The sequence below is a fragment of the Streptococcus oralis subsp. dentisani genome, assembly GCF_002860905.1.
GTDB classification, from domain to species: Bacteria; Bacillota; Bacilli; order Lactobacillales; family Streptococcaceae; genus Streptococcus; species Streptococcus oralis_BA.
Window position 1 is genome coordinate 112420 of the sequence record NZ_PKIG01000005.1, and the last position, 14541, is coordinate 126960.

Here is a 14541-nt window from a genome sequence, read left to right on the forward strand (position 1 = left end):
TATGAAAATCACAGTCGTAGGTGTTGGATATGTTGGGTTATCAATAGGGGTACTACTTGCAAGAGAACATGTAGTTACTTTTTTTGATATTGACAATAAAAAAGTTGATTTAATAAATAAAAGGCAATCTCCTCTAAAAGAGAATGCTATAAAGAAATTTTTGCATGAGGCAAAAAATATTAATGCAACTACATCTGAAGAATTGGCTTATAAGGATGCAACTTTTATAATATTGGCATTGCCAACCAATCTGAAAATGAATAAGCTTGATACTTCCTATGTCGAAATTACAATAGATAATATTTTAAAGATAAATAAAAAGGCTACAATTGTTGTAAAGTCAACAGTTCCAATAGGTTTTACCAAATATTTAAGAAATCGTTTTAACTATAATGATATAATTTTTTCTCCTGAGTTCCTTCGGGAAGGTTATACTATTCATGATCAATTGTATCCTTCGAGGATTATTGTTGGTAATGAATCTAAAAATTCTCAATTATTTTTAGACATAATGATGAAAATAGCAGTTGAAGAAAACTTGCCAACTTTATTAATTGGGTCTTCTGAAGCAGAAGCGATAAAGCTATTTTCGAATGCATACTTAGCACAAAAAATTGCTTTTTTTAATGAGTTGGATACATTTGCTGAGATGCAGAATTTAGACTCTAAAAAAATTATTGAGGGGATGGGGTACGATTGGAGAATAGGAAATTCGTATAATAATCCTTCATTCGGTTTTGGTGGTTACTGTCTTCCTAAAGATGTTAAGCAATTAGAGTATCATTTTAAAGATATTTCTGCGCCAATTATTACAAGTATAAACAAGTCTAATTTATTTAGAAAAGTTCATATAGCAAAAATGATTTTAAATAGCTCAGCTAAAACCATAGGAATTTATAGAATTAATTCAAAAAAAGAGTCAGATAATTGCAGAGAATCTTCTACAATTGATGTTGTTAGACATATAAAAAGAAGTGGCAGAGATGTTGTAATATTTGAGCCTTTAATTAAAGACAAAATGTTTTTGGATTGCCCTATAATTAATGATTTTAATGAGTTTAGTGCTCATTCTGATATTATAGTTGCTAATAGAATAGATGACATTCTGATGAAATATAACTCAAAAGTTTTTACACGAGATATTTTTCAATATGATTAACAAAAAGATTGATATTTGAACAAAGTATTTTTTATTTAATAATTTCAGTTAATAGTTGTCGTACCCGAGAATTTTAAAGGTCTATAAAATGAATAATATGAAAAAAAATATTCTATACTTGGTGTATAGTAAAGGTATATCTCGAATAGGAGATGTTATGTTTGACTACGCTAATAACAGATTTCTTGCAGGGATCAATCCAACGTCACTATCGTTGGTTGCTATCTATCAATCATTAGAAAGTGTGATAGGAGTTCTATTTAATTTATTCGGTGGAGTCATTGCAGATAGCTTCAATCGGAAAAAAATTATTATTGCTACAAACATCTTATGTGGTCTTTCTTGCATAACTCTTTCATTTATATCCCAAGAACAATGGTTGGTTTATGCGATAGTCATAACAAATGTCATTTTGGCTTTTATGAGTGCTTTTTCAGGGCCATCATACAAAGCTTTTACGAAAGAAATTGTAAAAAAGGACAGTATATCACAACTTAATTCATTGTTAGAAACAACAAGTACTGTGATTAAAGTAACAATTCCTATGATTGCAATTTTCTTATATAAGTTACTTGGAATACATGGTGTGTTATTATTAGATGGATTATCGTTTTTAATTGCTACCTCACTAATTTTCTTCATTACTCCTGTAAATGAGGAGGTGGAGACAAAAGAGAATATGACGATAAGAGGAATCTTTGATGATTTAAAAATAGGATTTACGTATGTATATAGTCATAAACAAATTCTTATTATAATTGCCCTTTCAGCACTTGTTAACTTTTTTCTAGCAGCCTATAATTTGTTGCTGCCATACAGTAATCAAATGTTTGGAAGTATTTCAAGTGGGCTATATGGAATCTTTTTAACAGCCGAAGCGATTGGTGGCTTTATTGGTGCGATATTAAGTGGATTTATCAATAAATCCTTGTCAAGCAAACGTTTAATGCTCTTTTTAGCATATTCAGGTTTGATGTTAATGCTAGTAGCGCCGCTCTATTATATGTTCCGCAACGTCATTATTTTAGCCTTTTCTCCAGCATTATTTAGTCTATTTCTTTCCATTTTTAATATCCAATTTTTCTCTATTGTTCAAAGAGACGTAGATAATGAGTTTCTTGGCAGAGTATTTGGAATCATCTTTACGGTAGCTATTCTTTTTATGCCACTAGGTACTGTTTTTTTCTCAGTAGTTTTAAATCCTAACAATACTTTTAATCTTTTTATTATTGGTGTATCTATTACGATATTATCGCTAATATTCAGCACGCTATTGAAGAGGTATGATAGAAATTGATAGATGATAAAAATATCTGATATAGAGAATTTAGAGCGCCTTTGGAATTTAATCAATCACAGTTGAATGTGAAGGGCAATCTGTTTTATAAGAATACAATCAAGATATCATTATGCTATTTTTTTAGTTCAGTTAAAATATTGAGAAGTATTACTTTTATTTAAAAAGCATCATAAAGGACTCCAATTAATTACTAATGATTTTTCTAATTTAATTTTGTGGTTATTGACAAATAAAGTCTAGTTAATTGCTTTGAAATCCATGGATTGGTTTATATACATCTGTTAATGCAACGGATAATTTTATTGATAAGTAGGGAGTGGCTATTATTCAACTTTTAGGTTCTGAAAGTAAGAGATTCATCTTAGAAATATCATGTTGAGCATTTTTCAATTTGCTGGTTAGTAGTAATCTGGACATCATTAATCCCTTCCTTAACAAAATTATGTGACTTTTGTTACCGGATTACTGCTGATTTTTTAATAGCTTATAACATTTTTAGACGGTTAATAGATTTTGACCGTCTTTCTTAATATTGTCTTACCTATAATAGATATGCTTATGAGATATGTTTAATAGATTAATTTTAGTTCAAAATGTCCAGTTAGGACACTTTGAATGATTTCTTAGTTTTATATATTATACTTTTCTCAGGAGAAAGCTAGATGTACAGACGTTTGAGAGATTTGAGGGAAGATCACGATTTGACCCAAAAACAAATAGCTAAAATACTTTCGTTTACAAACTCAGCTTATGCTAAAATTGAACGGGGTGAGCATACGTTAACAGCAGATGTATTGGTAACTCTCTCAAACTTTTACGATGTCAGTACAGACTACCTATTGGGATTGACAGATTTTCCTGATAAAATTCGCTTTAGAAAATAATCTCCTCAATTTCATAGAGTGTGAAAATGAGGAGATTATTTTATTTGGTTCTTTGACAATTAAATAGTCCAAAATGGTACTTTCCTCATTTGTGGAGCAGTTTTGAATGGCTCGCCATGATAAGAGCGATATAAAAACCATCAATAAAATAGAGCGATACTTTATATGCCATGATACAAATGATATACAATGATACTTCTGACCGTTCAGGCTGCCACCGTAAAAGAGCAGCAAGTGAAATTCTTATGATGACTTCATCAGTCATGCCATGGAGGTGAAAAAATCTAAGAAAGGAAGTAGTAAAATCATGGAAACAGTAAACTATAAAGATTTAGTTGCGATTGGTTTTCCAGAGCACACATCGAGGAATATTATTAGACAAGCAAAAAAGATTGCTGTAAAAAAGTTTGAAGAAGCTAGAAAAAATGATAAGAATGCGGTACAATTAGGATGTTCACCTTTCGATAATAAAAGGTTAGGCATTGCTCCTAAAAATATTGTAGAAAATTTAATTGGTATTTCTTTTTCAGATATAGAAGGTGAGAAAAATGGTTATATCAAAGACAAAGAAATATAAAGGTGTATACAAAGATTCAAAAGGAAAAATATATTTTCAAATTGAATTAGGAGTTGATCCAATAACTGGGAAAAGAATTCAAAAGAAAGGAAGGAAAAATCAACAGGGACTACCGTTTAATTCTTTTAAGGAAGCATATGAAGAGATACTTCGTTTAAAACATGAATTTGTGAACTCTACTATTAATAATAGTTTTCTAACTTTTAGAGAGTTTATGGAAGAGATTTATTTAAAATATTATCAACAAAAAGTTCAATTTGTAACTTATCAGACCGCTTTACCACATCATCAGTTATTTATTAAGCAATTTGGTAGTAAAAAATTATCAGATATTAGTACTATTGACTGTGAAAGATTTCGCTTAGCTATTATAGACAAGTATTCTAGTAACTATGCTAAAAATATGTGGTCTAGATTTAAAGCATGTCTGGGCTATGCAGAAAGATTGGGTTATATTGATAGAGTTCCTTTTAAAGGATTAGATAATCCTAGAGGAAAGCACCCTGATACAAAATTTTGGACATTTGATGAATTTAAGAAGGTAATAAACTCTTTTGATATTAGTGAGTATGAGGGACTCCATAATTACATGACGATCTGGCTATATTTTATGACTGGCTTAAGAGTTAGTGAGGGTATTGCTCTTAAATGGGAAGATATTGATTTTGAACGTAAATGGATTCATGTTCATTCGACAATTGAGAAAGACAAAAACGGTGTATGGTATGCTAAACAACAAACAAAGACAGTAGCAGGGAATCGTAAAATTGATTTAGATGATTTTACGATTACAATACTTAAAAAATGGCGAGAAGTTCAAATCAAGAATGATGATAAAGATTATGTAATATCACGTTTTGGTGCCCCCTTGTGTAAGTCTACAATTTCTAGGATAATAAAAAGGCATGCTAAGATTACTGGTGTACCAGAAATTACAGGTAAAGGTTTAAGACATAGCCATGCCTCTTATCTTATAAATGTGTTACATAAGGATACTTTATACGTTTCATATCGATTAGGACATGCTGATAAGTCAACCACGTTGAATACATATAGTCATTGGTATTATTCAGGTGATTCAACAATTTCAGAAGAGATTACAAGCAGTTTAGATAATCTTGGATTATCAATTTACCTACCAAATTCCTGCCAGAGTTGAAAATTGAGGAATTAACCCACTAATACTGGGAGAAAATAGGATTTGCAAATTGTTAATCTTAAACAATACCTTGTGAAATCATAGCATTTGCTACATTTTCAAAGGCAGCAATGTTAGCTCCTGCTAGGTAGTCTTTATCAAGACCGTATGTTTCTGAAGTTGTTTTAGCTGTGTTGAAGATGTTTGTCATGATGTCTTTGAGACGTCCATCAACTTCTTCACGAGTCCATGAGAGGCGAAGGCTATTTTGGCTCATTTCAAGGGCTGAAACGGCTACACCACCAGCGTTGGCAGCTTTTGCAGGTCCGTAGAAGATACCATTTTCTTTGTAAACTTTGATGGCATCAAGGTCGCTTGGCATGTTGGCACCTTCAGATACACAGATAACTCCTTGAGCAACCAAACGTTTAGCTGCTTCACCGTTGATTTCGTTTTGAGTCGCACATGGAAGAGCGATATCATAGTTTCCAGCGTAAGTCCATACAGAACCTTCGTGATATGTTGCAGTTGCTTTTTCAGCAGCATACTCAGTCAAACGAGCACGACGTTTTTCTTTAACATCAACCAAAAGATCGAAGTCGATACCATTTTCATCGATGACATAACCATTTGAGTCAGATACAGAGATAACAGTTGCACCAAGTTCAGTCGCTTTTTGAAGAGCGTATTGAGCTACGTTACCAGAACCTGAAATAACGACTTTCTTACCAGCAAAGCTATTACCGTTAGCTTTAAGCATTTCTTCAGTGTAGTAAACCAAACCATAACCAGTTGCTTCTGGACGAATCAAGCTACCACCAAATCCAAGAGGTTTACCAGTCAAGACACCAGCATCAAATTGGTTAAGGCGTTTGTATTGACCGTAAAGGTAACCAATCTCACGTCCACCAACACCGATATCACCAGCAGGTACGTCAAGTGATGGTCCGATGTGTTTTTGCAATTCAGTCATGAAGCTTTGGCAGAAACGCATCACTTCAGCATCTGTTTTACCTTTAGGATCGAAGTCTGATCCACCTTTACCTCCACCGATAGGAAGTCCAGTCAAGACGTTTTTAAAGATTTGTTCAAATCCGAGGAATTTCAAAATCCCTTGGTTAACAGTTGGGTGGAAACGAAGTCCACCTTTGTATGGTCCAACAGCTGAGTTGAATTGAACACGGTAACCACGGTTTACTTGAATGTTTCCATCACGGTCAACCCAAGGAACACGGAAAGAAATCACGCGCTCTGGCTCAGTAATACGTGCCAAGATATTTTCTTCGATATACTCAGGGTGTTTTTCAAATACAGGTTCTAAAGTGTTGAAAAATTCTTCAACAGCTTGGAGGAATTCAGCCTCGTGCCCGTTACGAGCTTTTACAGTTTCAAACACGCTTTGGATATATTCTTTAGCAGATGTCATATCGTTCTCCTTAAATTCTAATTTAATTATGAGTGTCATTATAGCAGAATTTTTTTTAACTGTAAAGAGAAAAAACAAAAATTTTCTAAAAATTCTTTCAATTTAGTTTTTGGGATTTTTTGAAAGTAGATAAAAAACGAACGTTTTTCTTATAAATGCCTTTCTTAAAGAGAAAATCTGAAAATGTGGTATAATATTAGCAATAAAAGGAATCTGGAGGATCAGAATCATGGTATCAACGAAAACACAAATTGCTGGTTTTGAGTTTGACAATTGTTTGATGAATGCAGCAGGTGTGGCTTGTATGACGATAGAGGAGTTAGAAGGAGTTAAAAACTCAGCGGCAGGAACCTTTGTCACTAAGACAGCAACCCTGGAATTTCGTCAGGGAAATCCTGAGCCACGCTATCAAGATGTTCCACTTGGTTCTATCAACTCTATGGGCTTGCCGAATAAGGGCTTAGACTATTATTTGGATTATCTTTTGGATTTGCAAGAAAAAGAGCCAAATCGAACTTTCTTCTTATCTCTAGTCGGTATGTCTCCAGAGGAAACCCATACTATCTTGAAAAAAGTACAAGAGAGTGAGTTTCGTGGTCTGATTGAGCTAAACCTCTCCTGTCCAAATGTTCCAGGTAAACCTCAGATTGCCTATGATTTTGAGACAACAGACCGGATTTTGACAGAAGTATTTGCCTACTTCACCAAACCTCTTGGAATTAAATTGCCACCATATTTTGACATTGTTCACTTTGACCAAGCGGCAGCTATTTTCAATAAGTATCCTCTTAAGTTTGTCAACTGCGTCAACTCTATCGGAAACGGCCTATATATAGAAGATGAGTCTGTCGTTATTCGTCCTAAAAATGGTTTCGGTGGGATTGGGGGAGAGTACATCAAACCGACTGCTCTAGCCAATGTTCATGCTTTCTACCAACGCTTAAATCCTCAAATCCAAATCATCGGAACAGGTGGCGTGTTGACTGGTCGAGATGCCTTTGAACATATCCTCTGTGGAGCAAGTATGGTGCAGGTGGGAACCACCCTTCACAAAGAAGGAATTGGTGCTTTTGACCGCATTACCAATGAACTAAAAGAAATCATGTCGGAAAAAGGGTACGAGAGCCTAGAAGATTTCCGTGGGAAATTGCGCTATATTGACTAAATTAAATCTAAAAATCAGAAGAAAGGAGAGAAGATGCTAGCCATTGAAGAAAGCCAGAAGTTGACTTTATCAAATTTACCTAGCTTGAGCCTATTTACAGGGACAGACCAGGGGCAGTTTGAAGTTATGAAGAGTCAAGTATTGAAACAGATTGGCTACGATTCTGCTGACCTCAACTTTGCCTACTTTGACATGAAAGAAGTAGTTTACAAGGATGTGGAACTGGAGTTAGTCAGCCTTCCTTTCTTTGCGGATGAGAAAATCGTGATATTGGATTATTTTGTCGATATCACGACTGCTAAAAAGCGCTTTTTAACAGATGATGAACTCAAGTCGTTTGAGGAATACCTTGATAACCCTTCACCAACAACCAAGTTGTTAATCTTTGCTGAAGGAAAGCTGGATAGCAAAAGGCGGTTGGTTAAATTACTTAAGCGTGATGCCAAGGTTTTTGACGCAGTAGAAGCCAAAGAACAAGAATTGCGCCAGTATTTCCAAAAGTGGAGCCAGAAACAAGGTCTGCAGTTTGTGGGGCAATCCTTTGAAAATCTACTTATCAAGTCTGGTTTCCAATTTAGTGAAATCCAGAAAAATCTCCTCTTTTTACAGTCCTATAAGGAAGACTCTGTTATCGAGGAAGAGGATATTGTTAACGCTATTCCCAAGACCTTACAGGACAATATTTTTGATTTAACTCAGTTTATTCTGACTAAAAAGATGGATCAGGCGCGCGATTTGGTTAGAGACTTGACCTTGCAAGGTGAAGATGAAATCAAGTTGATTGCAGTCATGCTAGGACAATTTCGGACTTTTACTCAGGTGAAAATTTTGGCGGAGTCTGGGCAAACAGAATCGCAGATTGCAAGTAGTTTAGGTAGCTTTCTCGGACGCAATCCCAATCCCTATCAAATCAAGTTTGCGTTGAGGGATTCAAGAGGACTTTCATTGAGCTTTTTGAAGCAAGCTATTTCCTATTTGATTGAGACAGACTATCAGATTAAGACAGGTCTTTATGAAAAAGGTTTCCTTTTTGAAAAGGCACTCTTACAGATTGCTAGTCAGGTCAATTGACATTTTTTTGAAACTACAACCCGCGTCAGGATTATCTTGTCGTGGGTTTCTTGCTGATTTGCTTATTTTATACTCAATGAAAATCAAAGAGCAAACTAGGAAACTAGCCGCAGGTTGCTCAAAGCACTGCTTTGAGGTTGCGGATGAAACTGACGAAGTCAGCTCAAAACACTGATTTGAGGTTGTAGATAAGACTGACGAAGTCAGCTCAAAACACTGTTTTGAGGTTGTAGATAAGACTGACGAAGTCAGTAACATACCTACGGCAAGGCGACGTTGACGCGGTTTGAAGAGATTTTAGAAGAGTATTATTAGAAAGTATTTCAGTGATTTCCTTATCTATAAGCAAAAAACTTGAAAAAAGTGAATGTTTACGTTATCATTTTCATATAGAAAGAAAAAGAGGTATTACAGATGGCTATTATCTTACCAGATCTTCCATATGCATACGACGCTTTGGAACCATACATCGATGCGGAAACAATGCATTTGCACCATGACAAACACCATCAAACTTATGTCAACAATGCTAATGCAGCTCTTGAAAAACACCCTGAAATCGGTGAAGATCTTGAAGCCTTGCTTGCTGATGTAGAATCTATCCCAGCTGATATCCGTCAAGCGCTTATTAACAATGGTGGTGGACATTTGAACCACGCTCTTTTCTGGGAATTGATGACTCCTGAGAAAACAGCTCCTTCAGCAGAACTTGCAGCAGCAATCGATGCAACATTTGGTTCATTTGAAGAATTCCAAGCAGCCTTCACTGCAGCAGCAACAACTCGTTTCGGTTCAGGATGGGCATGGTTGGTTGTCAACAAAGAAGGTAAACTTGAAGTGACTTCAACAGCAAACCAAGACACACCAATCTCAGAAGGTAAAAAACCAATCTTGGGCTTGGACGTTTGGGAACATGCTTACTACGTGAAATACCGCAACGTGCGTCCTGATTACATCAAAGCTTTCTTCTCAGTGATCAACTGGAACAAAGTAGATGAATTGTACGCAGCTGCTAAATAATGATAGTTGGAGGGAAGAATTGTTCTTCTCTTTTTTAGGTTATATGATTCTGGTCTGATAAAATCGTCAGACTTTTTTCATTTTTATGAGAAACGTGCTAACTGCTAGAAATTATGGTAGAATAAAGTATTAAGTAATCGTGAAAAAAGGATATCTATGCGAAAAGAAATTGCACCTGAATTATACAACTATAACAAGTTTCCTGGTCCTGAGTTTCATTTACACGGGGACAAGGTCGAAACGGAAGGGATAGCTTTTTCCTTGGTGGAAAATATCAAGGATGCCTTCGATGTGACGGCTTTTAATCAGCGTTTTTCAGAAGTCTTAACCAAGTTTGATTATATAGTGGGAGATTGGAGCAACGAACAGCTTCGCCTACGAGGTTTTTATAAGGATGATCGAACAGAAGAAAAACTTGAAAAAATCAGTCGTTTACAAGACTACCTTTTAGAGTATTGTAGTTATGGTTGTGCCTATTTTGTCTTAGAAAATGAAGCCCCTAAGCGAGCATCATTTGACAAGAAAATGCGTAAGAAGGAAGAAGAACAGCCTTCTAAAAAAGGAAAGAAACCGACTCAAACCAAACGAAAACCGAATGCAGATAAGAAAAATAGACGTCGTCAGAAAGACCAGCATTCTCAGAAAGAGGATAAGGGACAACGTCATTTTGTCATTCGTCAGAAGTGAGTAGAGAATAAGGAGAAGAAATGAAACCGTCAATTTATAGTTTAACACGTCAAACCATGCAGGAATGGGTTTTGGAGCAGGGAGAAAAGAAATTCCGTGCAGATCAAATCTGGGAATGGCTCTACCGTAAACGTGTCCAGTCATTTGAAGAAATGACCAACCTTTCCAAGGATTTGATTGCTAAGCTCAATGATCAGTTTGTGGTCAATCCCTTGAAACAACGTATCGTTCAAGAATCTGCTGATGGGACAGTTAAATATCTTTTTGAATTGCCAGATGGAATGCTGATTGAGACAGTACTCATGCGTCAACACTACGGTTTGTCAGTCTGTGTGACGACTCAGGTCGGCTGTAATATTGGTTGTACCTTCTGTGCTTCTGGTTTGATTAAGAAGCAACGTGACCTCAATAACGGTGAAATCGTAGCGCAAATCATGCTGGTTCAGAAATACTTTGATGAGCGTGGTCAGGACGAACGCGTCAGCCATATCGTTGTCATGGGAATCGGTGAGCCCTTTGATAACTACAACAATGTCTTGAATTTCGTTCGTACCATTAATGATGACAAGGGGATGGCAATAGGTGCTCGTCATATCACAGTTTCAACCTCAGGTTTGGCACATAAAATTCGTGATTTTGCTAATGAAGGGGTTCAGGTCAATCTTGCCGTTTCCCTTCACGCACCGAACAATGAATTGCGCTCAAGCATCATGAAGATTAACCGTGCCTTTCCGATTGAAAAACTCTTTGCGGCTATTGAGTACTACATCGAAACAACAAATCGTCGTGTGACCTTTGAGTATATCATGCTCAATGAAGTTAATGACGGTGTAGAACAAGCCTTGGAATTGGCTGAATTGCTCAAGAATATCAAGAAATTGTCTTATGTAAACTTGATTCCTTATAACCCAGTTAGTGAGCATGACCAATATAGCCGTAGTCCTAAAGAGCGCGTCCTGGCCTTCTATGATACGCTTAAGAAAAAAGGGGTTAACTGTGTTGTTCGTCAAGAGCATGGTACTGATATTGATGCAGCTTGTGGACAATTGCGTTCCAATACAATGAAACGTGACCGCCAGAAGGCAGTCGCAGCAGTCAATCCTTAATGATGAAGAAGACTTATAATCGTATTTTGGTCTGGGGAGTCATTTTCTATAGTATTTGTATCGTTTACTTTTGCTTTACTCCTCAAGAACATTCTCCCGTGGGGGTGGAAACTCCAGGTATTCAGCATCTTGGACGCCTGGTTTTTCTTTTGACTCCTTTCAATTCTCTCTGGAAACTGGGTGAGGTGAGTGACATAGGACAATTATGTTGGCTTTTTCTACAAAATATCCTCAATGTCTTCTTACTTTTTCCTCTGATTTTCCAACTCCTTTATCTCCTTCCAAATTTGCGTAAGACAAGAAAAGTGATCTTTTTCAGTTTTCTTATAAGCCTAGGAATTGAGTGTACGCAGTTAGTCTTAGATTTTTTCTTTGATTTTAATCGCGTCTTTGAGATTGATGATTTGTGGACCAATACCTTGGGTGGCTATCTGGCTTGGCTCCTCTATAAACAATTACATAAAAACAAGATAAGGAATTAAAATGAGTATTTTAGAAGTTAAAAATCTGAGTCACGGTTTTGGTGACCGTGCAATTTTTGAAGATGTGTCCTTCCGTCTCCTCAAGGGAGAACATATCGGTTTGGTCGGTGCTAATGGTGAAGGGAAATCAACCTTTATGAGCATTGTAACTGGTAAAATGCTGCCAGATGAAGGGAAGGTTGAGTGGTCCAAATATGTGACCGCTGGTTACTTGGATCAGCACTCCGTCCTTGCTGAAGGGCAGTCGGTGCGCGATGTTCTCCGTACGGCCTTTGATGAGCTTTTCAAAGCGGAAGTCCGTATCAATGAGCTCTATATGGAAATGGCTGAAGATGGAGCGGATGTTGATGCTCTCATGGAAGAAGTTGGCGAACTTCAAGACCGTTTAGAGAGTCGTGATTTCTATACCTTAGATGCTAAGATTGACGAAGTAGCGCGTGCCCTTGGTGTCATGGACTTTGGAATGGATACGGATGTAACCTCTTTGTCAGGTGGGCAAAGAACCAAGGTACTTTTGGCTAAACTCCTCCTTGCAAAGCCTGATATCTTGCTGTTGGACGAGCCGACCAACTACTTGGATGCTGAGCATATTGATTGGCTCAAGCGCTATCTCCAAAACTATGAGAATGCTTTTGTCCTTATTTCGCACGATATTCCATTCCTAAATGACGTTATCAATATTGTCTACCATGTGGAAAATCAACAGTTGACACGATACTCTGGTGACTACTACCAGTTCCAAGAAGTCTATGCGATGAAGAAATCTCAGCTAGAGGCTGCCTACGAACGTCAGCAAAAAGAAATTGCGGACCTCAAGGACTTCGTGGCTCGAAACAAAGCACGTGTTGCAACACGAAACATGGCCATGTCTCGTCAGAAGAAATTGGATAAGATGGATATTATCGAATTACAAAGTGAGAAACCAAAACCATCCTTTGATTTCAAATCAGCTCGTACGCCAGGGCGCTTTATCTTCCAAGCCAAGGATTTGCAAATTGGTTATGATCGTCCTCTGACTAAGCTACTAAATCTTACTTTTGAACGTAATCAAAAGGTTGCTATTATCGGGGCAAATGGTATCGGGAAGACAACTCTCTTGAAGTCTCTCTTGGGCATTATCCCGCCAATCGCTGGGGAAGTGGAACGCGGTGACTACCTGGAACTCGGTTATTTTGAACAGGAAGTAGAAGGCGGTAATCGCCAAACACCACTAGAGGCTGTTTGGAATGCCTTTCCAGCTCTCAACCAAGCAGAAGTTCGTGCAGCCCTTGCCCGTTGTGGTTTGACAACTAAGCATATTGAAAGCCAAATTCAGGTCTTGTCAGGTGGGGAACAAGCCAAGGTTCGTTTCTGTCTCTTGATGAATCGTGAAAACAACGTTTTAGTGCTGGACGAGCCGACCAACCATTTGGATGTGGATGCCAAGGATGAACTCAAACGTGCTCTTAAAGAATACAAAGGGTCTATCCTTATGGTCTGCCACGAACCAGACTTCTATGAAGGCTGGATGGACCAAATCTGGGATTTTAATAATTTAACTTAAAAATGAGGATAAAAGAAATACAGTACCGAATGTGGATACTGTATTTTTTTGGGTTTTTAAGATTTGAAATCGTAGTCTTTCACCACTTCGATGCTGTCGATTGTGATAGCAGTAGTTGGCTTGTCTTTTTCATCTTTTTCGGCTTTGGCAATCTTATCCACAACATCCATACCATCAATCACTTGACCAAAGACTGGGTGTTTGCCATCTAGACTAGGGTTTCCCCCTTCTTTATAGGCTTCGATGATTTTCTTTGGATACTTGCTTGTAGGGAGTTTGGCAGAGGTATCTGTAGAGTTTTGATTGATGAAGAACTGGCTGCCATTGGTGTTTGGTTGACCAGTATTAGCCATAGAAAGAGCACCACGGATGTTATAGAGATAAGGAGTAATCTCGTTTTTGAAACCAGTTCCATGGTCTTTAGTCTTGTCCTTATCGTGCCAGATGGATTCGCCACCTGTACCGTCTCCTTTTGGATCACCAGTCTGAACCATAAAGCCATCAATCACTCGGTGGAAGGTAACGCCATTGTAATAGCCTTCCTTAGCGTGAGTTAGGAAATTTTCAACCGCAAGAGGGGCTAGCTTTGGAAAGAGTTTGATACGGATATCTCCTTGACTTGTGTGTAGAATCACTTCAGCCTCGTCCTCAGCAACTTCCTTAGATAGTTGTGGGAAATTGGCGTTTTCGTTTGTTAAAGCATCGTTTAACTCCTTGGCAGATTGGGCAGCTACTTTAGAACTTTCTTCAGCAGCCAGACTGGAATCAACATAGTCATTACCACGCAGACTACGTTGGATGCTGCTGCATCCAGCTAGGGCTACAGTTGATAGTAGAAGAAGGGTTGCTAGTTTTTTCATTCTATTCCTCTCAAAAATTCATTTCTACTATTGTACCCTAAAAGGAAGGGGATTTCAAATATTAGTGACAAGACAGTTTAAGAGGAAGCCAACCAGAAAGTCGCTTGTTTAGGGGTATCAATA

The 14541-nt window shown here is 37.2% G+C and carries 14 protein-coding genes; 12 read left to right on the top strand and 2 right to left on the bottom strand.

Annotation, left to right across the window (positions count from 1 at the left end):
• The first annotated feature begins 1 nt into the window (after position 1).
• From CYK16_RS08185 to CYK16_RS08210, 5 genes are all read left to right on the top strand, one after another.
• Entirely contained in the window at positions 2 to 1159 is a 1158-nt protein-coding gene (locus tag CYK16_RS08185) for a nucleotide sugar dehydrogenase (protein WP_037612952.1), read from the top strand.
• Between the two features lie 88 nt (positions 1160 to 1247).
• Complete coding sequence (locus CYK16_RS08190) at positions 1248 to 2456, top strand: MFS transporter (RefSeq protein ID WP_101776882.1); 1209 nt, start codon at positions 1248 to 1250, stop codon at positions 2454 to 2456.
• Positions 2457 to 3121: 665 nt separating this feature from the next.
• Positions 3122 to 3343, top strand: a complete 222-nt coding sequence (locus CYK16_RS08195; RefSeq protein WP_016397755.1) for a helix-turn-helix domain-containing protein — start codon at positions 3122 to 3124, stop codon at positions 3341 to 3343.
• 307 nt (positions 3344 to 3650) lie between these two features.
• Positions 3651 to 3920 (top strand): DUF3173 family protein, encoded by a 270-nt coding sequence (locus CYK16_RS08205; RefSeq protein ID WP_000450956.1) that lies wholly within the window; start codon positions 3651 to 3653, stop codon positions 3918 to 3920.
• Positions 3892 to 5079 (top strand): tyrosine-type recombinase/integrase, encoded by a 1188-nt coding sequence (locus tag CYK16_RS08210; protein WP_037612959.1) that lies wholly within the window; start codon positions 3892 to 3894, stop codon positions 5077 to 5079. The genes CYK16_RS08205 and CYK16_RS08210 overlap by 29 nt, the downstream gene beginning before the upstream one ends.
• A gap of 58 nt (positions 5080 to 5137) precedes the next feature.
• On the opposite strand, the gene gdhA is transcribed toward CYK16_RS08210, so the two are convergent.
• A complete protein-coding gene (gene gdhA / locus CYK16_RS08215; RefSeq protein ID WP_060805635.1) occupies positions 5138 to 6484 on the bottom strand; it encodes an NADP-specific glutamate dehydrogenase in 1347 nt (448 codons plus the stop codon).
• Between the two features lie 229 nt (positions 6485 to 6713).
• Between gdhA and CYK16_RS08220 the strand changes: the two genes are divergently transcribed.
• The 7 genes from CYK16_RS08220 (at position 6714) to CYK16_RS08250 (ending at position 13558) form a co-directional block, all read left to right on the top strand.
• Positions 6714 to 7649 carry a dihydroorotate oxidase gene (locus tag CYK16_RS08220; protein WP_060805634.1) on the top strand — a complete coding sequence of 312 codons (936 nt, stop codon included), beginning with the start codon at positions 6714 to 6716 and terminating at the stop codon, positions 7647 to 7649.
• A 33-nt stretch (positions 7650 to 7682) separates the two neighbouring features.
• On the top strand, positions 7683 to 8720 hold the full coding sequence (gene holA, locus CYK16_RS08225) for a DNA polymerase III subunit delta (RefSeq protein WP_060805633.1): 1038 nt from the start codon (positions 7683 to 7685) through the stop codon (positions 8718 to 8720).
• Positions 8721 to 9134: 414 nt separating this feature from the next.
• Positions 9135 to 9740: a superoxide dismutase SodA gene (sodA, locus tag CYK16_RS08230; RefSeq protein WP_000974733.1), complete on the top strand. Its 606-nt coding sequence runs from the start codon at positions 9135 to 9137 to the stop codon at positions 9738 to 9740.
• Between the two features lie 156 nt (positions 9741 to 9896).
• Positions 9897 to 10427: a YutD family protein gene (locus CYK16_RS08235; protein WP_001224343.1), complete on the top strand. Its 531-nt coding sequence runs from the start codon at positions 9897 to 9899 to the stop codon at positions 10425 to 10427.
• A gap of 20 nt (positions 10428 to 10447) precedes the next feature.
• Positions 10448 to 11533, top strand: coding sequence for a dual-specificity RNA methyltransferase RlmN (gene rlmN / locus CYK16_RS08240; protein ID WP_000804760.1), 1086 nt, complete (start codon positions 10448 to 10450; stop codon positions 11531 to 11533).
• A complete protein-coding gene (locus CYK16_RS08245; RefSeq protein WP_000976729.1) occupies positions 11533 to 12015 on the top strand; it encodes a VanZ family protein in 483 nt (160 codons plus the stop codon). The genes rlmN and CYK16_RS08245 overlap by 1 nt, the downstream gene beginning before the upstream one ends.
• 1 nt (position 12016) lies before the next feature.
• Complete coding sequence (locus CYK16_RS08250) at positions 12017 to 13558, top strand: ABC-F family ATP-binding cassette domain-containing protein (RefSeq protein ID WP_060805631.1); 1542 nt, start codon at positions 12017 to 12019, stop codon at positions 13556 to 13558.
• 56 nt (positions 13559 to 13614) lie between these two features.
• On the opposite strand, the gene CYK16_RS08255 is transcribed toward CYK16_RS08250, so the two are convergent.
• Positions 13615 to 14418 carry a peptidylprolyl isomerase gene (locus CYK16_RS08255; protein ID WP_060805630.1) on the bottom strand — a complete coding sequence of 268 codons (804 nt, stop codon included), beginning with the start codon at positions 14416 to 14418 and terminating at the stop codon, positions 13615 to 13617.
• Between the last annotated feature and the right edge of the window lie 123 nt (positions 14419 to 14541).

Excerpts from the sequence above, each read along its gene's own strand:
- CYK16_RS08185 (WP_037612952.1), top strand. The coding sequence starts at position 2 with ATGAAAATCACAGTCGTAGGTGTTGGATATGTTGGGTTATCAATAGGG.
- CYK16_RS08190 (WP_101776882.1), top strand. The coding sequence starts at position 1,248 with ATGAATAATATGAAAAAAAATATTCTATACTTGGTGTATAGTAAAGGT.
- CYK16_RS08195 (WP_016397755.1), top strand. The coding sequence starts at position 3,122 with ATGTACAGACGTTTGAGAGATTTGAGGGAAGATCACGATTTGACCCAA.
- CYK16_RS08205 (WP_000450956.1), top strand. The coding sequence starts at position 3,651 with ATGGAAACAGTAAACTATAAAGATTTAGTTGCGATTGGTTTTCCAGAG.
- CYK16_RS08210 (WP_037612959.1), top strand. The coding sequence starts at position 3,892 with ATGGTTATATCAAAGACAAAGAAATATAAAGGTGTATACAAAGATTCA.
- gdhA (WP_060805635.1), bottom strand. The coding sequence starts at position 6,484 with ATGACATCTGCTAAAGAATATATCCAAAGCGTGTTTGAAACTGTAAAA.
- CYK16_RS08220 (WP_060805634.1), top strand. The coding sequence starts at position 6,714 with ATGGTATCAACGAAAACACAAATTGCTGGTTTTGAGTTTGACAATTGT.
- holA (WP_060805633.1), top strand. The coding sequence starts at position 7,683 with ATGCTAGCCATTGAAGAAAGCCAGAAGTTGACTTTATCAAATTTACCT.
- sodA (WP_000974733.1), top strand. The coding sequence starts at position 9,135 with ATGGCTATTATCTTACCAGATCTTCCATATGCATACGACGCTTTGGAA.
- CYK16_RS08235 (WP_001224343.1), top strand. The coding sequence starts at position 9,897 with ATGCGAAAAGAAATTGCACCTGAATTATACAACTATAACAAGTTTCCT.
- rlmN (WP_000804760.1), top strand. The coding sequence starts at position 10,448 with ATGAAACCGTCAATTTATAGTTTAACACGTCAAACCATGCAGGAATGG.
- CYK16_RS08245 (WP_000976729.1), top strand. The coding sequence starts at position 11,533 with ATGATGAAGAAGACTTATAATCGTATTTTGGTCTGGGGAGTCATTTTC.
- CYK16_RS08250 (WP_060805631.1), top strand. The coding sequence starts at position 12,017 with ATGAGTATTTTAGAAGTTAAAAATCTGAGTCACGGTTTTGGTGACCGT.
- CYK16_RS08255 (WP_060805630.1), bottom strand. The coding sequence starts at position 14,418 with ATGAAAAAACTAGCAACCCTTCTTCTACTATCAACTGTAGCCCTAGCT.